Genomic DNA, 22,007 nt, shown 5'->3' on the forward strand with positions numbered 1-22,007 from the left:
GGGTGGTCGTCCGGTCGCTCCGTGCTGCTGTCGACGGCGGTGCGCTCGGCTCCGAGCCGCCCACCCCGACGACGGTCCGCCGGCGAAGCCCGCGTGCCCCGCGCGCCCCGCGCGCCCCATGCGCCCGTCCGCGTGGCCGGAACGGGAACGGAACTCCCGCCCATGGCCACCGCACTCCACCGGACGATCACCCCGGCCGCCCTGGCGCCGGCCGCCGCGTTCCTGGCCGCCGGGCCGGCACCGGGTGGTCCTCGACCGGCGGATCAGCCTGGCCCACGTCTGATCGGCCCGCAGCGCCCGAACGGCCCGGCCCCCGCCGTGCGGGGCCGGGCCGCCCAGGCGTCAGAGCGGGCCGTCGTGGCGGGCGCTGGAGCGCCAGTCCGCGGTGCGGACCAGGGACTCCAGGTGGGCCAGGCGGAACGGGCCCAGGCCGGGGTCGGCCAGCAGGGCGGCGACCAGCCCGGCCCAGGCGCCGCCCGGGCGGAACGGGACGGCCGGGTCGAGCGGCCGGGACGGGAAGCGCTCGCCGGTGGAGACGGCCACCGGCGGGGTGCGGTCGCCCGCGCGGACACCGAGCAGGGTGTCCGCGTCCTCGCCCGGCCCGGGGCGGACCGAGACCCGCACCTGCCCGTGGTGCGCCGCGACCAGGTACGTCACCAGGGACGGGTCGGCGCCGGGGGCGTGCCAGTGCTCGCCGTCCAGCAGCAGCAGCGCGCTGACCAGCTCGTGCCGGAAGTGCGGACGGGCCGAAACCCCGTTGTTCCAGGGGGCCTTGGACTTGGCGAGCAGCCCCGCCGGCGGGTCGCCGCCGTTGTCGCGCAGCTTCGCCTGGAACACCTCGTGGCACTTGCCGAGGTCGTGCAGCCGGGCGGCCAGCGCCACCGCCTCCCGCTGCGCCCCGCTCAGCCCCGGCAGTACGGCGGTGAGCGCCCGGGCCTCCTCCTCGGTCTCCCGCAGGTGCTGGTCGAGGCCCACCCACGCGGCGCACCCGGTCCCGGGCGGCGTGCGCCCGGCGAAGAGCGGCGGCACCGGCACCCGGCTGTCCGGCCGCCAGCCCAGCCCCGGCAGGTGGCCGCCGCCGGCCGCGTCCAGGGTCAGCACCGCCCCCGGGCGCAGGTCCGCCGTCCCGGCCCGCCGCCACCGGCCGTCGTCGCCGTCCCGCAGCCACGCCCCGCCGCCCGCGCCGCCCGCGCTGCCCCCGCCGCCCCCGCCGTCCGGGCCCGCCGCCGTCAGCAGGGCCGACACCTCGGCGAGCGGCGCCTCGCACTGCTCGGCCCGGCCGGGCTCCGGCTCGTCCTCCGCCGGACGCCCCTGCCCGCCCCAGTCGCGCCAGGCCACGAAGACGGTGCGCCGCTCCTCGGCGCAGACCCACGGGGCCGCGTCGACCTGAGCGGCCCCGCGCCCGGTGTCGAACAGCGCCGCCAACTCCGCCCCGCCCAGCGCCGGGGCGGCCGGCGCCGGCTGTTCGACCGGGGCCAGGAACAGGTCGGCGGCGGTGACCGCCACCCCCTCGTGCGCCGCCAGCCACCGCGCCGCCTCCGGCCCGGCCCCGACCCCCTCCGGCGGGACGCACCACAGCAGTTCGCCGCCCTCCGGGTGCTCGCCGTACCGGTCGCAGCGCCCGGCCCGCTGCACGACGGCGCTCCATGGCGCGAGCTCGGTGAACACGGTGCGGCCGGACAGGTCGGACCCGGCGTCCAGCGCCCGCGTCGCCACCAGGAACCCGTCCTCCGGCAACTCCCGTACCAGGGCCTGCCGTTCGGCGGAGCGCAGGTACGGGTGCAGCAGCACCACCGGCTGCCGCGGGTGTGCGGCGCGCAGCGCGGCGTGGACCTCGCGGGCCCGGCCGGGGGAGTCGAGCGCCGCGATGGTCCGGGTGCCGGGGCGGTGCGCCGCGCCGAGCGCCGCCACCAGCTCCGGCACGTACCGGGCCGGGTCCGGGCGCAGCCGCCGGACGGTGCGCCGCCCCGCCGGGGCGGCGTCCGGCGGGGGAGCGGCGCCGTCGCCGACGGCGGACATCCAGGTGCTGCCGGTCGGCGCCGTGGTGCCCAGCGCGTCGCGCAGCGCCTGCAGCCGCTCGCCGGTCGCCAGGCCGGGGCCCAGCAGGGGCGCCTCGTCGAACACCCAGTGGGCGTCGTTGTTGAGCAGCCCGAACGACACCGGCGCCATCGCCCGGGCGTCGGCGAAGCCGCGCATCAGCGCCCGGCTCAGCAGCACGTCGTGGGTGCCGACCAGGACCGCCGTCCGCTCGGGGTGCCGCCGCCAGGTGCCGTTCTGCCCGTCGGGCCCGGCCAGCAGGTGCAGGTCCACCCGCCCCGCGAGGCCCGGCCGGTCCAGCCAGCCGCCGATCCGGGCGTGCGTCCAGTCCGCCAGGCCGCCCTGCGGCAGCACGTACACCAGCCGCCGCGCGCCCGCCCCCGGCGACGCCACCGCCCGCCGGTACAGCCACGCCAGCACGACCCCCGCCGTCTTCCCGCCCCCCGACGGCACCCGCACCCGCTCCGGCAGCCCGTCCGCCGCGAGCGCCCGCTGGTAGCCGTACGGGCGGTGCCCGGTCGCCGTGCGGAAGAACTCCTCGAACCCCTGCACCATCCACGTCCCCCTCGTCGTCTGCGGACCCCGACTCTAGGCCGCCGCACGGACGGCGCGGGCGACGCCGGGTCAGGCCGCCGCGCGGTCGCACCCATCCGTCCCGCCGCCAGATCCGAAGACGACACGGGGACGCCCGTCCCCGCCGCAGACCGCCCGGCGTACGAACATTGACAGATCGTCATGTCGACACCGGGAAGCCTCCCCGCACCGAAAGCAGCACCATGACACTCGCCATCGTCCTGTTCACCCAGGACCTGCGCCTGCACGACAACCCCGCCCTGTACGCCGCCCGGGCCGGCGCCGACCGGGTGGTGCCGCTGTTCGTCACCGACCCGGCCGTCGCCGCCGCCGGCTTCGCCGCCCCCAACCGGGCCGCGTTCCTGGCCGGCTGCCTCGCCGACCTCGACGCCGGCCTGCGCCGGATCGGCGGGCGGCTGCTGGTGCGCGAGGGCGACACCGCCGAGCAGACCGCGAGGCTCGCCGCCGAGACCGGCGCGGCGAGCGTCCACGTCGCCGCCGGGGTCAGCGGGTACGCCCGGCGGCGCGAGCAGCGGCTGCGCCGGGCGCTGGGGGAGCGGCTGCGGGTGCACGAGGGCTCGCTGACGGCCGTCCCGCCCGGCGCCGTCCGGCCCGCCGGGCGGGACCACTACGCCGTCTTCACCCCCTACCAGCGGGCCTGGCAGCAGACCGCCCGCCGCGCCCCGCTGCCCCGGCCGCGCGCCCTGGACACCCCCGAGGGCCCGGCCGGCGCGGCCCTGCCCACCGCGACGCCCACCGCCCGCAGCCTGCCCGACCCCGGCGAGAGCGCCGCCCGCCGCGCCTGGCAGCGCTGGCGCGGCGATCACTACGCCGACCTGCACGACGCCCTCGCCGCCGACGGCACCTCGCACCTCTCCCCGTACCTGCACTTCGGCTGCCTGTCCGCCAACGAACTCGTCCACCTCGCCGAACGCCGAGGCGGCGACGGCGCCGAGGCCTTCGTCCGGCAACTCGTCTGGCGCGACTTCCACCACCAGGTCCTGGCCGCCCGCCCCGACGCCGCCCACGCCGACTACCGGACCCGCCACGACGACTGGCGCGCGGACCCGGACGAGTTCGCCGCCTGGTGCGAGGGCCGCACCGGCTTCCCGATCGTCGACGCCGGCATGCGCCAGCTCGCCGAGACCGGCTGGATGCACAACCGGGCCCGGCTGCTCACCGCCAGCTTCCTCGCCAAGTCCCTCTACCAGGACTGGCGCCCGGGCGCCGCGCACTTCCTGCACCACCTGGTCGACGGCGACCTCGCCAACAACCAGCTCAACTGGCAGTGGGTCGCCGGGACGGGCACCGACACCCGCCCCAACCGCGTCCTCAACCCGCTCGCCCAGGCCGACCGGTACGACCCCGACGGCGCCTACGTCCGCCGCTGGGTGCCCGAACTCGCCCACCTCCCCGGCCGCGAGATCCACCGCCCCTGGCGGTCCGCCCGCCGCCCCGCCGACTACCCCCCGCCGCTGATCGCCCCCGACACCACCGGCCACCGCCTGCGCGCCGCCCGCCTCCCGCAGGGCCCGCCGCCGGGCGCCTGAGCGCCGCGGGGGCCGTCGAGACGGCCGGGCCCGGTCAAGGGCCGGGCGTCATCAGGACGAAGTCCGCGCCGGACGGGTCGGTGCAGACGGCCATCCGCCCGATGCCCGGGGCGGTCTCCGGGCCCATGACGACCAGGCCGCCCCGGGCGCCGACGGTGGCGGCCGCCGCGTCGCAGTCGAGGACGGCGAAGACCGGGTGCCAGGCGGGGGTGCCCCGGGAGAGGGTGAGTTCGGCCGGGCCGACCTGGAGGACGCCGCCGTGCATCCGCTCGGGGGGCTGCCCGGCGGGGGTGACGATGGTGTACGTGCCGGAGCCGCCCGGCATCGGGGTGTCCTGGTGCCACCAGCCGAACACCGTCTCGTAGAAGGCGAGCGCGCCGGCCGCGTCGGTGGTGTACAGCTCCGTCCAGCACAGGCCGCCGGGGCCGTCGACGGCGGCCAGGCCGCCCGCCCTCCCCGGCGTCCAGACCGCGAACCGGCCGCCCTGCGGATCGGTGAACTGGGCCAGCGAGGCCCAGCCGGCCACGTCGCGGGGCTCGACCCGGACGGTGCCGCCCGCGCGCAGGACGGAGGCGGCCGTCTCGTGGACGTCCGGGGTGAAGAAGTGGACCATCCAGGCCGAGCGGGCGCCGCGCTCGGTGAGCGGGCCGATGCCGCCCGCGACCCGGCCGTCGGCGGTGGCCAGCAGGAAGTCCTCCGCGCCCTCCGGGTGCTCGAACTCCCAGCCCAGCACCGGGCCGTAGAACGCGGACGCGGCGGCGACGTCGGGCGCGCCCAGATCCAGCCAGCACGGCGAGCCGGGCACGAAATCGGTGGTGATCACGGCGTCCTCCCTTGTCCGGGCACTCCCTCCCAGCCTGGCACCCGCTCGCGCCGCCCGCGTTCCGGCGGACCGGACCGAGGGAGACCGAGGGGAAGCCGAGAGGAAGGGGCGGCCGGCGGTACCGCCAACCGGAGTAAATCCTGTGCAGATCGTCGGCCCGGGCAGCGAATTCGGCCGTCGAACGGATCACTGCCATGACATTTCGCGGAAATTCCTCCGCCCAGCCGCTAAATCGTCACCTGGAACAGGGTTGCCGCCGGAGTAAACGGGCAGGGGCCCGCATACCCCAGCGATCCCGGAGAAAGGCAACAGAGTGGCACTGAGCGTGAGCTACGGGGAGCGATACGGCTGGACAGTGGTCCAGGTGGCCGGCGAGGTGGACATCAGCGGAGTCGCCGCCCTCCGGGAACGCCTCCAGCGACTGGTCACCGACGGCTGCCTGCGGATGGTGGTCGACATCAGCCGGGTCGACTTCTGCGACTCCACGGGCTTCGCCGTCCTGGTGGCCACCCGTCGCATGCTGTCCTCCCGCGACGGACAGCTGCGACTGGTCCTGCCAGGACCCGACGTCCACACCCGCAAGATCCTCCAGCTGTTCGGGATCGAGCGGATCTTCGACGTCCACGACTCGGTGGACGAGGCGCTCGCCGACCTGCGCGAGCCCGTACTGACCGCGGAGGCCGCCGACGCCGTCCCCCGCCCCCGCGAAGGGACCCACGCCACCACCGACTGACCGCGCGGGCGGAGAGCGGCGGGCGGAGCAACCCCGGGCGGACGGCACCGTCGGCGGCGACGGCGTCAGCGCGGCGTACCGAAGTCCTGCGTCCACCAAGGCCCACCGGCGCCCAGGTGGACCCCCACCCCGAGCTCGGTGAACTTGCAGTTCAGGATGTTCGCCCGGTGACCCGGGCTGTTCATCCAACTGTCCATCACCGCGGCCGCGTCCTTCTGACCGCGCGCGATGTTCTCACCCCAGCCGCTCCACGCGTACCCGACGGCGTCGATCCGCTGCTGCGGACCGGCGCCGTCCGGGTTGGTGTGGTCGAAGAAGTTCCGCGCCGCCATGTCCTCGGAGTGCCGCAGCGCCGCCGTCGCCAGCTTCGCGTCCGCCGTCACCGGCCCGCACCCCGCCTTCGCGCGCTCCGCGTTGACCAGCTCCAGCACCTGCTGCGCCTGGTCCGCCGAACGCTTCGCCGCCGCGGAGGCGGCCGGGGCGGACGACGACGGCGCCGACGGGACCGCGGGGGCGGCCGGCGCGCTCGCCTCCCGCACCGTCGGCGAGGGCGACCCGCCGGCGGACGCGGACGGCGAGGGGGACGGCGAAGGGGACGGGAGGGCGGCGGCCGAGGAGACGGCGGGGGACGCGGCGGGGGCGGGCGCGCCGCCCTCCGTCGGCTCCACCAGCGCCGCCGCGGACGCCGGCGCCGGCTCGGCCGCGTCCACCGCGGGCGGCGCGTCCGACCCGCCGGCCGCCACCAGCAGCCCCGCCACCACCGCCACCGCGGCCACCACCCCGCCGCCCAGCAGCGCCGGACGGGGCCCGCGCCGCCGCGCCCGCCGCCGGCCGTGCCGGGAGGCCGCCGCCCGGTGCGAACCACCGCCCCCGGCGGACCCCCGCCGGTGCGCGGCCCGCCCGGCGCCGCCGGGCGGCGGGGCGTCCGGGTACCCGGCGGCGTCCAGCCGCAGACCGTCCGGCAGCGGCACCATCGCCAGCCCCGCCAGCAGCCCCTCCGCCGGGACCAGGCCGCGGCGCTGCTGCTCGCACACCGCGCACTCCCGCACATGCCGCCCGATCCGCTTGCGCCACAGCGGGCCGGGCACGCCGTTCCAGCCCGCCGTCAGCTCCGCCAGCCACGGACAGCCCGGCACCGCGGCCAGCGCCCGGACCACCACCCGGGCCGCCTGCAACTGCCCCTTCATCCGCTGCACCCGCACCGCCGCGTGCTGCGGCGACACCTCCAGCGCCGCCGCCAGCTCGGCCCGGGACAGCTCGCCCGCCGCCTCCAGCCACCACAGCGACAGCAGCTCGCGGTCCGTGCCGTCCAGCCAGCGCGTCGCCTCCGCGACCTCGCGGCGCTGCTCCGACAGGCCCAGCCGGACGATCGTCAGGCCCACGAAGTCCGCCGCCGGATCGGCCACCGCCGCCGGGTCGGGCAGCGCGTCCACCGCGCCCGCGCCCGCGTCCCGGAACCGCCGCCGCACCTGGTTCAGCGCGATCGCCACCAGCCAGCTGCGGAACCCCGCCGGATCGCGCAGCGCCCCCAGGCCGTCCACGGCCCGCAGCATCGTCTCCTGCACCACGTCGTCGGTGTCCGGGTGGCCCGAGAGGGCCCGGCCCACCACGTTGTACACCAGCGGCAGGTGCCCGCCGACCAGCTCCGCCACCGCCTGCCGGTCCCCGCGCTGCGCCCGCCCGACCAGCGCCGCCGCCCGCCCACTGTCCACTGCCCGGTCCGTCCTCGTGTTCTCGCGTCCTGCCCTCACACCCTCGGAGATCCACCGGCCGCCCGCGGATAACGAGAAGCGGACGACGAGAATTCGGACCACCGCGACGCGGACCGCCACGGTGCGGGCCGCCGGGGTGCGGGCCGGACCTCCCGGCAGGGGCGAAGCATAGTGAGCCCGCCCCGGTGACGACGAAGCCCGCGCGTCCGGAGTCGGACGCGCGGGCCGGGAACGCCTTCGGCGCCCGTCAGTACCAGTGGTGGGACTGCCAGAACGACCAGGCGCCGCACGGGCTGCCGTAGCGGCTGTTCATGTAGTTCAGGCCCCACTTGATCTGGGTGGCGGGGTTGGTGCGCCAGTCCGCGCCGGCGGTGGCCATCTTGGAGCCGGGCAGCGCCTGGACCAGGCCGTAGGCGCCGGAGGAGGCGTTGGTGGCGGTGTAGTTCCAGCCGCTCTCCCGGGTGACGATCTGGCTGAAGCACTGGAACTGGGCGTCGTCGCCGATGATCTGGCGGGCGATTTCCTGGACCGACCCGGACGGGACGGCGGCCAGCGGGCTCTGCGCGGCGGCCTGGTTCGCCTGCTGCTTGGCGGCCTTGGTCTCGGCCGCCTTGTCCGCCGCGGCCTTGTCCGCCGCCGCCTTGTCCTCGGCGGCCTTGGTGGCCTTGTCCGCGTCGGCCTTGGCCTGGGCGTCCGCCGCGGCCTTCTGCCGGGCGGCCTCCTCGGCGGCCTTCCTCGCGGCGGTGTCGGCGGAGACCTGCTGGGCGTCGGCCTGGCGGACGATGCCGTCGCTGACGTTCTGGGCCTGCGCGCCGGTGGGGGCGTCCGCGAGCAGCGTGGCGCTCGCGACGTCGACCGTCTGGACGGCGCCCTTGCCCTCGCTGCCGGCCGCCGCGCCCACCACGGCACCGACGGCGGTCACCGCGGTGGCGGAGACGACAGCGACGCTCCGGACCGAGATCCGCGTCACATGCTTTCCTTCCGGAGTCACCCGGCGCGTGACCGTCCGAGCGGATATCCACCCCGGTCGCTGGCCTCCGTCGAACACCGGTCACGGGGAGGCGCTGGCTCGGCCGCCCCCCGGACGTCCGGACGGCGGCAGGACCGAGCGGCGCACGGCTCTGCGGTGGTGCCGGTCGCCCCTCCGACCCCGACCGGGGCCCGTGGACGTGTGCAGGGCCGTACGCGGGGCCTGACGCCGATTCACCCTGCCGCACCCGGGTGCGTCCACGCAATCGCCTGCGCCGTGGCACATCTCACAGAAGCGGGACCTTCGGGACGCACGGTGGGCGGTCCGTGACGCCCCGTCAGCTCGGGAGGGGGAGGAGGAGGCTCCGGGTCCGCGGCCCGGCTCCCGGCTCCCGGCCCCGAACTCCCGTGCCGGTCACGGGAACAGGCGCAGCGAGACCCACAGCGCGAGCACGGCCGCGGTCAGCGTCGCCGGGACGGTCAGCGCCCCCAGCGCGGTGAAGGTCCGCACCCCGCCGTCGTCCACCGCCCGCTCCCGGGTGATCCGGCGCCACAGCAGGGTCGCCAGCGACCCCGCGTACGTCAGGTTCGGCCCGATGTTGACCCCCAGCAGCACCGCCAGCACCGGCCCCGGGCCGGACGGGGCCGCCAGCGGCACCAGCAGCAGCGTCGCCGGCAGGTTGTTGACCAGGTTCGACAGCACCGCCGCCAGCCCCGCCAGCGCGAACAGCACCGGCAGCCCGTCGCCCGCCGGCACCAGCGCCGCCAGGCGCCCGGCCAGGCCGTTGTCCACCACCGCCTCCACCACCACGCCCAGCGCCAGCACGAAGGCCAGGAACGGCACCGCCGCCGCCGACACGATCCGCCGCGGCGTAGTGCGCCCGCCCGCCAGCGCCCGCACCGCCAGCACCAGCGCACCCGCCGCCGCGGCCCACGCCGGGGACAGGCCCAGCACCGAGGCCAGCGCGAAACCCGCCAGCGTCCCCGCCACCGTGAACAGCGCGAACTTCGGCAGCCGCACCCCGCCCGCCGGCACCGGGTGCTCGGCCGGCACCGCCAGCTCCGCCCCGAACCAGCGCCGCAGCAGCAGGTACTCCACCCCCACCGCCACCAGCCACGGCAGCGCCATCAGCGCCGTGAACCGGCCGAACCCCAGACCGCTGGCCGCGAACGCCAGCAGGTTCGTCAAGTTCGAGACCGGCAGCAGCAGCGAGGCCGTGTTCGCCAGGTGCCCGCACGCGTACACGTGCGGCCGGGGCCGCACCCCCAGCGCCCCGGCCGTCGACAGCACCACCGGCGTCAGCAGCACCACCGTCGCGTCCAGGCTCAGCACCGCCGTCACCACCGCCGCCACCACGAACACCTGCCTCAGCAACCGCACCGGCCGCCCGCCCGACGCCCCCGCCATCCAGCGGCCGCACGCCTCGAACAGCCCCTCGTCGTCGCACAGCTGAGCCAGCACCAGCACCGCCGCCAGGAACCCGACCACCGGCGCCAGCCGTCCGACCTCCGCCCACGCCGCGCCCGGCGACACCGCGCCCACCGCCACCAGCAGCCCCGCCGCCGGCACCGCCACCACCGCCTCCGGCCACCCGAACGGCCGCCGCACCGCGCACACCAGCACCGCCGCCAACAGCACCAGCGACAGCACCTCCGCGGACACCCCACTCACCGAACCCGCTCCTTCCACCGCACCCCGGCCGCCGGACGATCACCGGACGGCCACTGCCCGCAAACGTCCCATCCAAGCAGCCACCCGGGGACGGGACCCCCTCGGCACCCCCGTCGACCGGCCGCTTTGCGCGGGCCGCGGCGCGCCGGGAAGCTGGAACGCGCACGGCACCCCGGCACCCCACCGCTTGGAGTCACCATGGAGAAGTCCGACCGCCCGGGCGGCGCGGCCGCGAACGGGTTCTCGATCGGTTCGGTCGGGTCCTTCCTGTCCATCGGTTCGGTCGGGTCCTTCCTCTCGATCGGCTCCGTCGGCTCGTTCCTGTCCGTCGGCTCGGTCGGCTCCGCGCTGTCCGTCCTCTCCTTCGGCTCCTGGCGCAGCACCGCCTCCGCGCTGTCCGCCGACTCCGTCCTCTCCCTGCTCTCCCACCGCTCCGTCCGCGCCGTCCGCGCCGCCCACCGCCGCCGCGGCACGGCCGGCTGAGGCCCCGTCGGACCGTCCTCCCCGCACTGTCGGCGGCAGGTGCGAACGTGGGCGGATGAACACGCCGCTCGACCCCATCGCCACCTACTGGAACGACGCCGCCCCCGCGTTCGACCGGGAGCCCGACCACGGTCTGCGCGACCGCGCCACCCGGCTGGCCTGGCAGCGCCGCCTCGCGCAGTGGCTGCCCGGGGACGGGCTCGACGTCCTCGACGTCGGCTGCGGCACCGGCTCGCTCTCGCTGCTCCTCGCCGAGGCCGGGCACCGGGTGACGGGCGTCGACCTCGCCCCCGCGATGATCGACCGCGCCCGGGAGAAGCTCGCCGCCGCCGGGCTGGAGGGGCACTTCCTGGTCGGCGACGCGAGCCGCCCCCCGACCGGCGCCGCCCACTACGACGTCGTCCTCTCCCGCCACCTGGTCTGGACGCTGCCCGACCCGCCCGCCGCGCTGCGCGAATGGACCGCCCGCCTGCGCCCCGGCGGCCGCCTGCTGCTGGTCGAGGGCCGCTGGGGCGAGGCCGACGCCCCGGTCGAGCCCTACGCCCCCGGCGCCGAGCACCTCCCCTGGGCCGGCGGCGTCCCCGCCGCCACCCTCACCGCCGCCCTCCGCCCCCTGGTCCGCGACCTGCGCCTGCACCCCCTCGAGTCCGAGACCGCCCTCTGGGGCGGCCCGGTCCACGACGAGCGCTACGCGGTCCTGGCCCGCCTCTAGGCGTGCTTGTCCCGGGGGCCCCGATCACGCTCCCGCGGTCTCGCCGAGCCAGACGTGGGCCGCCGTGTCGAGCGGGAGGTCGAGCGCGGCGCAGAGGCCGACGACGGTGCCGAAGCCGGGGCTGGGGAGGCGGCCCATCTCGATCTTGCGGAGCGTCTCGGGGGAGATCCCGGCCCGGTGCGCGACGGCGGCGGGGTCGCGGCCGGCCCGGGTCTCGCGCAACAGCGCACCCAGGCGGCGGCCGGCCTCGATCTGCTCGGGGGTCAGGGGGACTCGCACCATGCGGACACGCTACTGAACCGTCCGGCCCCCGCCCAAGTGCCCCGGCTCAGCGCAGCGGCTGTTCCGGGCCGCCGCGCTCCGACTCCGGGCGGGGGCCGTGGATGCGCCGGTCGGCGGCGTCGATCCGGACGTCGTCGATGCTGGCCTCGCGGCGGCGCATCAGGCCGTGCGCGTCGAACTCCCACAGTTCGTTGCCGTGGCTGCGCCACCACCGGCCGTCCGCGTCGTGCCACTCGTACTGGAAGCGGACGGCGATCCGGTCGTCCGCGAAGGCCCAGAGGTCCTTGCGCAGGGCGTACTCGTGCTCGCGCCGCCACTTGGCGGTGAGGAAGGCGACGACCTCGGCGCGGCCGGTGAGGAAGACGTCCCGGTTGCGCCAGCGGGTGTCGGGCGTGTAGGCGAGGGCGACGCGCTCGGGGTCGCGGGTGTTCCAGGCGTCCTCGGCGGCCTGGACCTTGGCGAGCGCGGTGGCGCGGGTGAACGGGGGGTGGGGCGGGCGGTCCTCGGGCACGGTGGGCTCCAGCGGTCCGGCGGAGTGGAGAACGATCGTTCTCCAGGCGGGCGCGGTCTACGCTAGGGAACGACCGTTCTCCACGTCAAGGACCACCGGACCGGAGCCGCCGATGCCCGCCCCGCTCACCGACGAGCAGGCCCGCCAGGACGCCGAGGCGCTGCTCGACGCCGCCGAGGCGCTGTTCTACGAGAAGGGCGTGCGCGCCGTCGGCATGGACGAGGTGCGGGCCGCCTCCGGGCTGCCGCTCAAGCGGATCTACCGCCTGCACCCGGCCAAGGACGACCTGGTGGTGGCCGTGCTGCGCCGCCGCGACCGGCGCTGGCGGGGCGAGCTGGCCGCCGCCGCCGAGGCCGAGACCGAGCCGCGCGCCCGGCTGCTGGCCGCCTTCGACTGGCTGGGCCGCTGGTTCGCCGAACCCGGCTACCGCGGCTGCGCCTGGATCAACGCCTTCGCCGAGCTGGGCCCGTCCTCCCCGGCCGTCCTCGCCGAGGTCCGCGCCCACAAGGCGGCCTTCCACGCCCAGCTCGCCGCCTGGTCCCGCGCGGCCGGCCTCCCCGACCCGTCCCCCGTCCCCCTCCTGGCCGAGGGCGCCATCGTCACCTCCGCCCTCACCGCCGACCCCGCCCCGGCCCGCCAGGCCCGCGCCGCCGTGGCGGCCCTGCTCGACGCCGCCCGCTGAGCGGCCGCGGTCGGGGGTGCGGTATTTGAATACCGGGGGCCTGCTAGCGTGTCGCCGTCCGCTGCCGGTATTCAAATACCGGTGGTCCTTTCGACCGGGCGGCCCGGAGGCCGCCGTGCAGGGAGCTGTGTCGTGATCGAGCTGAAGACTCCGCAGGCGATCGAGAAGATGGCCGTCACCGGGCGGTTCGTCGCCGGGGTGCTGGCCGAGCTGTCGGGGCTCGCCGAAGTCGGGCGGGACGTGATGGACCTGGAACTGCGGGCCAGGAAGCTGGTCGCGGACCGGGGGGCCGAGTCCTGCTACTGGGACTACGCGCCGTCGTTCGGGCGTGGGCCGTTCCGGAACGTGATCTGCCTGTCGGTGAACGACGCGGTGCTGCACGGGCAGCCGCACCCCTACGTGCTGCGCGACGGGGACGTGCTGAGCCTGGACTTCGCGGTGTCGATCGACGGCTGGGTGGCCGACTCGGCGGTCACCGTCATCGTCGGCACCCCGGACGAGCAGGACGTCCGGCTGGCCGAGTCGACCCGCGTCGCGCTGGACGCGGCGATCGCGGCCGCGGTGCCCGGCAACCGGATCGGCGACCTCTCGGCGGCGATCGCCGCGGTCGGCCAGGGCGCCGGCTACCGGATCAACACCGACTTCGGCGGGCACGGCCTGGGTCGCACCATGCACGAGGACCCGCACGTGCCGAACGTCGGACGGCCCGGACGGGGCCTGGAGCTGAAGCCCGGGCTGACCCTGGCCCTGGAGCCGTGGTGGTGCACCGGCTCGGCGAAGCTGCGGGTGGACGCGGACGGCTGGACGCTGCGCTCGGCGGACGGCTCGCGCGGGGCGCACTCCGAGCACACGGTGGCGATCACCGAGGACGGGCCGCGGGTGCTCACCGCGCTGTCCTGAAGCGGCGGTTCGTCCACGCACGGTGACGGTGGGGTGGACGGCGAGTGGCGGCTGTGGCCCGTCCCATAGGCGGATCGCTGGACAGTCGGCGCGCCGTCAGCGCAGGGCCACGGAGGGTGTGCGGTTCCCCGGCCCGGGGCGGTCGGAACCGGTGAGCCCGGTCACAGCCGCCGACGGCCGGGCCCGGAAAATCGCGGTCCGACCGCCCCGCAGGAGGTGCTGTACTGGCGGTAACCAGGCTCTGACCTGCGTAAACCTTCGAATGCTTGGAGTTCTGCGGAACCACCCGTAGCTTCGTAACCAGTGCAGGGCGCACTACCCGGGATCACCCGAAACCAACGCCCCGGTGCGGCGGACCAGCCGCCCGACGGGCAGGGTGACCGCGACGGAGAGCAGGTCGGACCTCGACCGCACCGTCCGATCCACAAGCGCGAGAGACCGCAGGCCCTTCCGGGCCCCTGGTTCCGCCTTGCCTGCCCGGGGCATCCGAAAGGAATCGCATGATCTTCCGTAACGAGACTGCCGCCACCCAGACCGCCACCACCGCCGAGAAGGGCAACCGGAGGCGCAACCGCGTCCGGGCCGCCATCGTCGCCGGCAGCGCGGTGGCCGTCCTCCCGGTGGCCGGCCTCGTGACGGCGACCTCGGCCTCGGCCGCGGACGTGTCCACCTGGGACAAGGTCGCCCAGTGCGAGTCGACCGGCGACTGGTCGATCAACACCGGCAACGGCTTCTACGGTGGCCTGCAGTTCACCTCCTCCACCTGGGCCGCGTACGGCGGCACCGCCTACGCCCCGCAGGCCAACCAGGCCACCAAGGCGCAGCAGATCGAGATCGCCGAGAAGGTCCTGGCCGACCAGGGCCCGGGCGCCTGGCCGGTGTGCTCCGTGCAGGCGGGTCTGACCAAGGGCGGCGCCGCCGCGCAGGTCGACACCTCCACCCCCGCGAGCACCAGCACCACCAGCTCGAACAGCTCCGCCTCGGCGAGCACCGACGCGGGCACCGCCGGCACCACCGGCACCAAGTCCGCGAAGTCGGCCACCACCGACTCCGACCCGGCCTCCACCAACACCGCCGACAGCGGCACGTCCTCCCACCAGGGCCACCAGTCCTGGAAGAAGGGCTCCCACACCGGTGGCGGCAGCTACACCGTCAAGTCCGGTGACACCCTGGGCGCCATCGCGGCCGCCAACGGCACCACCGTGGACGCGCTGTACAGCGCCAACGCCCAGACCATCGGCGGCTCCGCCGACGTCATCTACCCGGGCCAGGTCCTGAACGTCTGATCCGCCTGATCCGCCTGATCCGCCTGATCGGGCTCCGGCAGACCGGACCGCACGCACGACGCCGACGGCCACCCCTCATGTCGGGAGGGGTGGCCGTCGGCGTTCCCGCACGCGCGGGGACGGTCAGTCGAACCAGTCGGGCTCGGCGGCCTCGATCAACTCGCGCAGCGCCGGGCGGTCGTGGAACGCGCCCGAGAGCAGCGCGCCCAGCTCGCGCAGCGCCGCCGCGTCCTCCCCGTGGGCGACGAACATGCCGGCCTCCGGGTCGTACCGGAAGCGGCCCTCCAGCCGCGGCGCCCGGGAGCGGACGGCGGAGCGGGCCACCGCCTCCCAGCCGTAGCCGCCGTTCTGCCGGCCCGCCGCCTCGAACACCTCGTCCACCCCGGCCATCTTGTCGTCCGTCAGCAGCAGGCCGTACGAACCCGGCTTGTGGTCGTACTCGATGAACACCAGCGGGGCGAAGGTCTCACGATCGGTCATGGCGCGGACGCTACCGGCGGCCGCCGACAACGCGGCCCCGCCGGTCAGTACGGCAGGACCTCCTCGACGGCGCTGGTGCCCGAGCCGGGGCGGGACTCCCAGTGCCAGGTCTCCTCCAGGCGCAGCCGGCCGTCGGCGAGCCGGGTCAGCACGCTGGTGCAGCGGCCCGAAGCGGTCTCCCCGGCCCGGTTGAGCTGCACGTAGCGGAAGTCGACGGTGTCGCCGGTGCGGGTGCCGACCAGGTGCCCGTGCACCACCTCGCCGCCCCGGTAGTCGGCCCAGACCCGGCCGTCCTCCTCCCGGTAGGCGAACCGGGTGGCCGGGCCGACCTCGCCCTCTTCGGGGCGGGACACCGGTGCGAACTCCAGCCCGTCGAGCGAGGGCAGTGCGGGCAGCATGACGGGGCTCCTCGGGCCGTGGACGGGTGTGCCGCCCAGTCGACCACGCCGGGCCCGGTGTCCACCGGGACATCCGCATCGTGGACAGCGCGCGCCCCGCCTAGCCGGGCCGCTTCCCCTTCGGGGGCTCGTCCTCCTCCGGGGGGTCTCCTGCCGCGGGCTGGTCGAAGTCGACGTCGACGCGCTGCTCGGGGCGGCGCTCCTCCTGGCGGGCGATGTCCTCCAGCACCTGCTCGTCCGGGCCGGTCAGCGGGGGCTGGAGCAGGGAGCGGGGCCACAGCCGACGGGCCAGGACGGTGTTCGTCTCGGCCGCGTACACGGTGATCTGGGCGGCCAGGTAGAGCCAGGAGAGCAGGCCGATCACGGTCGCGAAGAAACCGTAGACGGCGGTGGCGTGCCGCAACTGGTGGGCCACCAGCGCGGCGCCGAACGCCTGCAGGACGGTGAACAGCGGGCCCGCCAGCAGACTGCCGGGCAGCAGGGACCGGGCCGGGACCTCCTTCGGGGTGAGGATCCGCAGACAGGCCAGGAACAGCAGGGTGTTGACGACGGCGGACAGCAGCAGCCCGCCGATCCGGGCGGCCGGACCGCCCAGCGCCGTCCCCACCAGCGCCGCCGCGGCCGTGGACAGCAGCAGGCCGGTGCCCAGCGCCGCGAACAGCGCCAGGCTGCGCCCCAGCCGGGGCCAGTAGCCGGGGCGCCGCACCCCGGGGACGTTCCACACCTCGGCCATCGCGTGCTGCAGCACCTGCGCGATGCCCAGCGCGCCGTACAGCAGGCCCGCCACGCCGATCACCAGCGCCAGTCCGCTGCCCTGCACCGAGTGCACGTTCCCGCGCAGCTGGTCGCCGATGATCGGGAAGTCGGCCAGCGCCGAGTCGACCACGGCCTGCTGCGCCTCCGGGTGCCCGTGCAGGACGAAACCGAGCGCGGTGGAGAGCAGGAGCAGCAGCGGGATCAGCGAGACGAAGCCGTAGTAGGTGATCAGCGCGGCCAGCAGCCCGCCCCGGTCGTCCCCGTACTTCTTGACCACCCCGACCACGACGGCCAGCGGCCGGCGCTGTTGCTGGGTGCGGTCGACGGCGCGCAGGAAGCGTTCGACGGGGTTCACGGGGTGCGCTCCGGGCGGGTGGGGCGGCATGCGGCCAGGTGGGGGCGGGGTGCGCGCAGGAGGGGGTCGGCGGGGTTCACGGGCGGGCTCCTTCGCGTGGCGTACCGCGTGACGCACGGCACCGTGCGTATGCCCGCCCGTCGGGTGTGAACGCGCGGGCGCCGGAAAGGCGGCCGGGGAACCCGGAGCCGGACGCGTCAGGAGGCAGGGCAGGTGTGGTGGTGGAGCGCGGTGCGGCTGGTGGCGGTCGGCGCGGCGGTGGGCGTGGTGCTGTACGCGGTGGACCGGGTGGTGGTGGCGGTGACCCGCCGGCTGTCCGCCCGGGCGGGGACGGTCCCGGCGGTGCTGCGCGGCTGTCGCCGGCCGATCCTCGCGGTGGCCGGCTGCGGGCTGCTGCTGGCCGCGATGCCGTGGGTGCGGGCGCCCGGCGGGGTCGGCCACCTGCTGGTGCTGGCCACCATCGGGGCGTGCGGCTGGCTGACGGCCCGGGCCGCCGCGCTGCTGCTGGACGGGGCGGTGCGGCTCGCGGTGCGGCGCCGGGACGCCGCCTGGGCCGGGCGGGCCCGCACCCAGGCGGGGCTGCTCGGGCGCATCCTCCAGGCGGCGATCGCGGTGCTGGCGCTGGCCGGGATGCTGATGACCTTCCCCGCGGTGCGGGTGGTCGGCACCAGCCTGCTGGCCTCGGCGGGTCTGGTCGGCGTGGTCGCGGGCATCGCCGCGCAGAGCGCGCTGTCCAACCTGTTCGCGGGCATCCAGATGGCCTTCGGCGACCTGGCCCGGATCGGCGACGTGGTGGTGGTCGGCGGCGAGTGGGGCACCGTCGAGGAGATCACCCTGACCGCGGTGGTGATCGCCACCTGGGACCAGCGGCGGATCGTGATGCCGATGTCGTACTTCGCCGGCCGCCCGTTCGAGAACTGGTCGCGCCGCTCCGACCGGATCACCGGCACCGCGCTGCTGCACCTCGACCACAGCACGCCGGTCGACCTGCTGCGCGCCGAGTTCGACGCCTACCTGGCCAAGAACCCGCGCTGGGACGGCGAGGGCAGCGCCCTCCAGGTCGTCGACACCACCCCCAGCACCCTGGTGGTGCGCGCCCTGGCCACCGCCGCCAACGCGAGCGACGCCTTCGAACTCCGCTGCGACCTGCGTGAGCACCTGGTGTCGTTCCTGCGCGAGCACCACCCGCACGCGCTGCCCCGGGTCGCGGTGGCCTCCGCGCCGGGGGAGCGGGAACAGCGGCCCGAACGGCCGGAGCGGAAGCGGTGGGAGCAGGAGAAGCGGTCGAGGGCCTGACGGGGGAGACGGACGGCCCGGCGGGTCAGAGGTAGTCCTCCAGGCGCGCGATCGCGAAGCCCTGGGCGGTGGCGGCGTCCACCACCCGGCGCAGCATGTCCGCCATGGTGCCCTTCCAGTCGGCGGAGGGGGCGCGGAAGTGGGTGAGGACGATGTCGCCGGGGTGGAACCTCTGGTCGGCGTAGCGCCACTCCAGGTGGTCGGGGAAGGCCTCCTCGTTCCACAGCGGGAAGGCGGTCACGCCGCAGGACGCGGCGGTGCGCAGCGCGGCCTCGGTGTACTCGCCGTACGGGGGCCGGAACAGCCGGGGGCGGGTGCCGGTCTCCTGCTGGAGGCGGTCCTGCTGGCCGCAGATCTCGCGCCGGAGGGCGTCGGGGCCCAGGCGGCGCAGGTCGGGGTGGGTGAGGGTGTGGTTGTCGATGCCGACGCCGTGGGCCTGCAGGGCGCGGAAGTAGCCGTAGTCGGAGCGGGCCAGGTAGTCGGAGAGGAAGACCGTCATCGGGACGTTCAGCTCGGTGGCCATCGCGGCGAACTGCGGGTCCTTCTCGGCGCCGTCGTCCACGGTCAGGAAGATCACCTTGTCGGTGGTCGGGACGCGGTAGACCACCGGCGGCAGGCCGGGCGCGAGCTTGACGCCGGGGCCGTCGGCCAGCGCGGGCTTGACGGCGGGCGGGGCGGGGGCGCGCAGCGGGAGCGCGGCCAGGCCCCAGTGGCGGGCGGCGGCGAGGGCCTGCTCCAGCGCGAGGGCGTGCTCGGCGGCGGAGCGGCGGCCGTTCAGCTCCTGTCCGGCGGCGGCCTGCGGGCGGGCGGCGGGCATCGCGGCGAGCGCGGCCCGGGCGGCCTGGACGGCGGGGGCCGCCTGGGCGTCGGCGGGGGCCGCTTGGGCATCGGCGGGCGGGGCGGCGGGCGCGGAGCTGCGGGCGGCGCCGGGGGCGGGGTCCTGGGCGGAGCAGCCGACCGCGAGGGTGGCGAGCACGGTGAGGGCGGCCAGGTTCCGGCGGCGGGGGCGCTTCGGACGGGCGGACGCGGTGGTGCGGGGTGCGGTGGTGCGGGGCGCGGTGGTGCGGATCGGCATACCGGCAGACGATCCCCTTGTCACACTTGTCGTACCGACGCGCCGTCGCATGTCACCCGGACGGACCTGCGCCGTCCCCCGTTTGACGCGCCCCCACCGGCGGCGTACAGAGAAGAACATGTGCCCGGGCGCCCCGGCGGACCCCACCGGCCCGCCACCCCACACCGGCCCCGACCGGGCGGCGCGCACCGACCCCCCGGCCGGTGGCGCCCGCCCGCGCCGGGACGCCGCCGTCGACCCGCTGCTCGCCGACGGCCTGCTGCGCGCCGTCCGCGCCACCGCCGCGTACGGCGGCGTGCTCTACCTGCGGTCCGCCGACGGCCGCTCCCTGGTCGTCGCCGCGGTCGTCGGCATCCCGCTCGGCCTGCTCGAACCGTTCCGGCGGATCGCCGTCGCCGCCCCCCTGCCGGTCGCCGACTCCTACCGGGGCGGGCGCACCATCGTGCTCGCCGACGCCGGCGACACCATGCGCCGCTACCCCCGCCTGGCCGTCGGACTCCCGTACGCCTACGCCTCCGCCACCGCCCCCGTCACCGCCGACGGCCGCACCTTCGGCGTGCTCGCCGTCCTCTGGCCCGCCGGGGGCGGGCCCCCGCCCGCCGCCATCCGCCGCCACCTGCGCACCGCGGGCCACCGGCTCGCCGCCGACCTGCTCCCGTACGGCGACCGGATCGGCGGCGAGGGGCCGCCCGTCGTGGTGCCGCTACCGGCGCCCGGCGGGGACGGCGTCCGGGTCGGCTTCCTCGAGTGGGACCTCGCCGAAGGCCGGATCACCGTCGACGAACGGCTGCGCGAGATCCTCGGCACCGGCCCGTTCGACGGCCGCGGCGCCACCCTGCTGGACCGCATCGCCCCCGAGGACGTCGCCCTGCTGCGCGAGACCGCCCGGCGCGCCGCCCGGCAGCACCGCCCGTTCACCCACCGCGTCCGGCTGCGCGAGGCCGGCGGCGGCACCCGGCAGCTCGACCTGTACGGACAGCCCGTCGCCGACCCCGCCCGGTTGCTCGTCGCCGTGCTCGACACCACCGCCGCCGCGGCCGCCACCGCCGCCGTGGAACGCCTGCGCGACGGCGTCTTCGCGCTCGACCCCGACGGCCGGGTCGGCTACGTCAACCGCAGCGCCGAGGCGCTGCTCCACGCCACCCGTGCCGACCTGCTCGGCCGCCGCCCCTGGGACGCGCTGCCCTGGCTCGGCGACCCCGCCTACGAGGACCGCTACCGCTCCGCGATGCTCTCCCAGCGGCCCACCGCCTTCCTCGCCCGCCGCCCGCCCCACCACTGGCTGGCCTTCTCGCTCTACCCCGACGCGCAGGGCCTCACCGGCCGGATCGTGCCCGCCGCCCCCAGCGAGGACAACGCCCTCCCCGAGGCCCCGCCCCCCACCCCCGCGTCCCTCGGCGGCGTCTACCACCTGCTGCAACTCGCCTCGGCGCTCACCGAGGCGGTCACCGTCCGCGAAGTCGCCGACGCCGTCACCGACCAGATCCTGCCCGGCTTCGGCGGCCAGGAGCTCGCCCTCTACCTCGCCCGCTCCGGACGCATGCACCTGGTCACCGAGACCGGCTACCCCGCCGGCTTCCTCGACCCCTTCGAAGGCACCCCGATCCGCGCCCGGCTCCCCGGCACCGAGGTGTTCACCACCGGCGCCCCCGTCTTCTTCGAGACCGCGCACGAACTCTCCGCCGCCTACCCCGGCATCCCCCGCGACGAGATGGGCGCCTGGGCGTTCCTCCCGCTGATCGCCTCCGGCCACCCCGTCGGCAGCCTCATCCTCGGCTTCGACCGCCCCCGGGTCTTCACCGCCGAGGACCGCTCCGTGCTCACCGCGCTCGGCGGCCTGATCGCCCAGGCCCTCGAACGCGCCCGCCTCTACGACGCCGAATCCGCCGTCGCCCGCGGCCTCCAACAGGCCCTCCTCCCGCACCTGCTCCCCACCGTCCCCGGCCTCGACACCGCCGCCCGCTACCTGCCCGGCACCCGCGGCATGGAGATCGGCGGCGACTGGTACGACGTCCTGCCCACCCCCGACGGCGGCGTCGTCCTGATCATCGGCGACGTCGAGGGGCACAGCGTCAAAGCCGCCGCACTCATGGGCCAACTCCGCAGCGCGGTGAGGGCGTTCGTCAGCGGGGGCGAACCCGTCGAGACCGTCGCCCGGCGCACCAACCACCTGCTCCTCGACCTCGACGCCGGACTGCTCGCCTCCTGCTGCCTGCTGCGCCTGCACCCCGAGACCCGCACCCTGCGCGCCGTCCGGGCCGGACACCTCCCGCCACTGCTGCGCGAGCCCGGCGGGCGCACCACCGTGCTCGACCTCGACGGCGGCCCGCTGCTCGGCATCGAACGCGGCCTCGACTTCCCCGCCACCGAGATCCGGCTGCCGCCGGGGGCCACCCTCGTCCTCTACACCGACGGCCTGGTCGAAACCGCCACCGCCACCCTCGCCGAGGGCATCGACCGCCTCCGCGCCACCCTCGCCCACGCCGCCACCACGGAGCTGGAACCGCTCGCCGACCTCCTCCTCGGCTTGGCGAGGCGTGATGACCGCCGGGCGGACGACGTGGCGCTGTTGGTGGCGCGGCTGCGGGAGGAGGGGGAGGGGTAGGGGTTCCGGCGGCGGCGAGGAGAGGGTGAGAAGGCGGGGGGGGTGGGCGGAGGGCTTGGCGAGGCGTGATGACCGCCGGGCGGACGACGTGGCGCTGTTGGTGGCGCGGCTGCGGGA

At 76.5% G+C, this 22,007-nt stretch carries 20 protein-coding genes; 9 read left to right on the forward strand and 11 right to left on the reverse strand.

Annotated features, from left to right (window positions below):
* Positions 1-342: 342 nt before the first annotated feature.
* On the reverse strand, positions 343-2,592 hold the full coding sequence (locus OO48_RS40690) for a CRISPR-associated endonuclease Cas3'' (RefSeq protein ID WP_033217168.1): 2,250 nt from the start codon (positions 2,590-2,592) through the stop codon (positions 343-345).
* Between the two features lie 221 nt (positions 2,593-2,813).
* On the opposite strand from OO48_RS40690, the gene OO48_RS17360 reads away from it, so the two are divergent.
* Positions 2,814-4,160, forward strand: a complete 1,347-nt coding sequence (locus tag OO48_RS17360; RefSeq protein ID WP_033217170.1) for a cryptochrome/photolyase family protein — start codon at positions 2,814-2,816, stop codon at positions 4,158-4,160.
* 34 nt (positions 4,161-4,194) lie between these two features.
* Here the strand turns inward: OO48_RS17360 and OO48_RS17365 are convergent, their stop codons facing one another.
* Positions 4,195-4,983 carry a VOC family protein gene (locus OO48_RS17365; protein WP_033217172.1) on the reverse strand — a complete coding sequence of 263 codons (789 nt, stop codon included), beginning with the start codon at positions 4,981-4,983 and terminating at the stop codon, positions 4,195-4,197.
* Between the two features lie 313 nt (positions 4,984-5,296).
* Here OO48_RS17365 and OO48_RS17370 point away from each other — a divergent pair, with 313 nt between their 5' ends.
* A complete protein-coding gene (locus OO48_RS17370; protein ID WP_157845475.1) occupies positions 5,297-5,716 on the forward strand; it encodes an STAS domain-containing protein in 420 nt (139 codons plus the stop codon).
* 65 nt (positions 5,717-5,781) lie between these two features.
* Here the strand turns inward: OO48_RS17370 and OO48_RS17375 are convergent, their stop codons facing one another.
* From OO48_RS17375 to OO48_RS17385, 3 genes are all read right to left on the reverse strand, one after another.
* Complete coding sequence (locus OO48_RS17375) at positions 5,782-7,428, reverse strand: sigma-70 family RNA polymerase sigma factor (protein ID WP_033217174.1); 1,647 nt, start codon at positions 7,426-7,428, stop codon at positions 5,782-5,784.
* A gap of 247 nt (positions 7,429-7,675) precedes the next feature.
* Positions 7,676-8,398: an aggregation-promoting factor C-terminal-like domain-containing protein gene (locus tag OO48_RS17380; protein WP_033217180.1), complete on the reverse strand. Its 723-nt coding sequence runs from the start codon at positions 8,396-8,398 to the stop codon at positions 7,676-7,678.
* A gap of 414 nt (positions 8,399-8,812) precedes the next feature.
* The gene (locus OO48_RS17385; protein WP_033217183.1) at positions 8,813-10,069 is read right to left on the reverse strand and encodes an SLC13 family permease; all 1,257 of its coding nucleotides are present in this window, start codon (positions 10,067-10,069) and stop codon (positions 8,813-8,815) included.
* A 198-nt stretch (positions 10,070-10,267) separates the two neighbouring features.
* Between OO48_RS17385 and OO48_RS17390 the strand changes: the two genes are divergently transcribed.
* The gene (locus OO48_RS17390) at positions 10,268-10,552 is read left to right on the forward strand and encodes a hypothetical protein (RefSeq protein WP_033217185.1); all 285 of its coding nucleotides are present in this window, start codon (positions 10,268-10,270) and stop codon (positions 10,550-10,552) included.
* 55 nt (positions 10,553-10,607) lie between these two features.
* Entirely contained in the window at positions 10,608-11,264 is a 657-nt protein-coding gene (locus OO48_RS17395) for a class I SAM-dependent methyltransferase (RefSeq protein ID WP_033217187.1), read from the forward strand.
* 24 nt (positions 11,265-11,288) lie between these two features.
* Here the strand turns inward: OO48_RS17395 and OO48_RS17400 are convergent, their stop codons facing one another.
* Positions 11,289-11,546, reverse strand: a complete 258-nt coding sequence (locus tag OO48_RS17400) for a helix-turn-helix domain-containing protein (protein ID WP_033217189.1) — start codon at positions 11,544-11,546, stop codon at positions 11,289-11,291.
* A gap of 46 nt (positions 11,547-11,592) precedes the next feature.
* The gene (locus OO48_RS17405; RefSeq protein ID WP_033217191.1) at positions 11,593-12,057 is read right to left on the reverse strand and encodes a nuclear transport factor 2 family protein; all 465 of its coding nucleotides are present in this window, start codon (positions 12,055-12,057) and stop codon (positions 11,593-11,595) included.
* A 112-nt stretch (positions 12,058-12,169) separates the two neighbouring features.
* Between OO48_RS17405 and OO48_RS17410 the strand changes: the two genes are divergently transcribed.
* The 3 genes from OO48_RS17410 to OO48_RS17420 all read left to right on the forward strand — a co-directional run bounded on the left by OO48_RS17410 (position 12,170) and on the right by OO48_RS17420 (position 14,925).
* A complete protein-coding gene (locus OO48_RS17410; RefSeq protein ID WP_033217193.1) occupies positions 12,170-12,739 on the forward strand; it encodes a TetR/AcrR family transcriptional regulator in 570 nt (189 codons plus the stop codon).
* A 132-nt stretch (positions 12,740-12,871) separates the two neighbouring features.
* Positions 12,872-13,639: a type I methionyl aminopeptidase gene (map, locus tag OO48_RS17415; protein WP_033217194.1), complete on the forward strand. Its 768-nt coding sequence runs from the start codon at positions 12,872-12,874 to the stop codon at positions 13,637-13,639.
* A 500-nt stretch (positions 13,640-14,139) separates the two neighbouring features.
* Positions 14,140-14,925 carry a LysM peptidoglycan-binding domain-containing protein gene (locus tag OO48_RS17420; RefSeq protein ID WP_051732239.1) on the forward strand — a complete coding sequence of 262 codons (786 nt, stop codon included), beginning with the start codon at positions 14,140-14,142 and terminating at the stop codon, positions 14,923-14,925.
* Positions 14,926-15,048: 123 nt separating this feature from the next.
* On the opposite strand, the gene OO48_RS17425 is transcribed toward OO48_RS17420, so the two are convergent.
* From OO48_RS17425 to OO48_RS17435, 3 genes are all read right to left on the reverse strand, one after another.
* The gene (locus OO48_RS17425; RefSeq protein ID WP_051732240.1) at positions 15,049-15,405 is read right to left on the reverse strand and encodes an immunity 51 family protein; all 357 of its coding nucleotides are present in this window, start codon (positions 15,403-15,405) and stop codon (positions 15,049-15,051) included.
* A gap of 44 nt (positions 15,406-15,449) precedes the next feature.
* Positions 15,450-15,803 (reverse strand): avidin-fold protein, encoded by a 354-nt coding sequence (locus OO48_RS17430; protein WP_033217196.1) that lies wholly within the window; start codon positions 15,801-15,803, stop codon positions 15,450-15,452.
* A 100-nt stretch (positions 15,804-15,903) separates the two neighbouring features.
* A complete protein-coding gene (locus tag OO48_RS17435) occupies positions 15,904-16,914 on the reverse strand; it encodes a YihY/virulence factor BrkB family protein (RefSeq protein WP_051732241.1) in 1,011 nt (336 codons plus the stop codon).
* A gap of 213 nt (positions 16,915-17,127) precedes the next feature.
* Here OO48_RS17435 and OO48_RS17440 point away from each other — a divergent pair, with 213 nt between their 5' ends.
* On the forward strand, positions 17,128-18,210 hold the full coding sequence (locus OO48_RS17440) for a mechanosensitive ion channel family protein (protein ID WP_033217198.1): 1,083 nt from the start codon (positions 17,128-17,130) through the stop codon (positions 18,208-18,210).
* 25 nt (positions 18,211-18,235) lie between these two features.
* Here the strand turns inward: OO48_RS17440 and OO48_RS17445 are convergent, their stop codons facing one another.
* Positions 18,236-19,285: a polysaccharide deacetylase family protein gene (locus tag OO48_RS17445; RefSeq protein ID WP_081952189.1), complete on the reverse strand. Its 1,050-nt coding sequence runs from the start codon at positions 19,283-19,285 to the stop codon at positions 18,236-18,238.
* Positions 19,286-19,403: 118 nt separating this feature from the next.
* On the opposite strand from OO48_RS17445, the gene OO48_RS17450 reads away from it, so the two are divergent.
* A complete protein-coding gene (locus OO48_RS17450; RefSeq protein WP_081952190.1) occupies positions 19,404-21,890 on the forward strand; it encodes a SpoIIE family protein phosphatase in 2,487 nt (828 codons plus the stop codon).
* Positions 21,891-22,007 lie beyond the last annotated feature (117 nt).

The sequence above is a fragment of the Kitasatospora phosalacinea genome (assembly GCF_000716545.1).
GTDB lineage: Bacteria > Actinomycetota > Actinomycetes > Streptomycetales > Streptomycetaceae > Kitasatospora > Kitasatospora phosalacinea.

Coding starts and splice junctions, on each gene's coding strand:
- OO48_RS17390 (WP_033217185.1), top strand. CDS start 10,268: ATGGAGAAGTCCGACCGCCCGGGCGGCGCGGCCGCGAACGGGTTCTCG.
- OO48_RS40690 (WP_033217168.1), bottom strand. CDS start 2,592: ATGGTGCAGGGGTTCGAGGAGTTCTTCCGCACGGCGACCGGGCACCGC.
- OO48_RS17400 (WP_033217189.1), bottom strand. CDS start 11,546: ATGGTGCGAGTCCCCCTGACCCCCGAGCAGATCGAGGCCGGCCGCCGC.
- OO48_RS17450 (WP_081952190.1), top strand. CDS start 19,404: ATGTGCCCGGGCGCCCCGGCGGACCCCACCGGCCCGCCACCCCACACC.
- OO48_RS17425 (WP_051732240.1), bottom strand. CDS start 15,405: ATGACCGATCGTGAGACCTTCGCCCCGCTGGTGTTCATCGAGTACGAC.
- OO48_RS17420 (WP_051732239.1), top strand. CDS start 14,140: ATGATCTTCCGTAACGAGACTGCCGCCACCCAGACCGCCACCACCGCC.
- OO48_RS17410 (WP_033217193.1), top strand. CDS start 12,170: ATGCCCGCCCCGCTCACCGACGAGCAGGCCCGCCAGGACGCCGAGGCG.
- OO48_RS17395 (WP_033217187.1), top strand. CDS start 10,608: ATGAACACGCCGCTCGACCCCATCGCCACCTACTGGAACGACGCCGCC.
- OO48_RS17445 (WP_081952189.1), bottom strand. CDS start 19,285: ATGCCGATCCGCACCACCGCGCCCCGCACCACCGCACCCCGCACCACC.
- OO48_RS17360 (WP_033217170.1), top strand. CDS start 2,814: ATGACACTCGCCATCGTCCTGTTCACCCAGGACCTGCGCCTGCACGAC.
- OO48_RS17430 (WP_033217196.1), bottom strand. CDS start 15,803: ATGCTGCCCGCACTGCCCTCGCTCGACGGGCTGGAGTTCGCACCGGTG.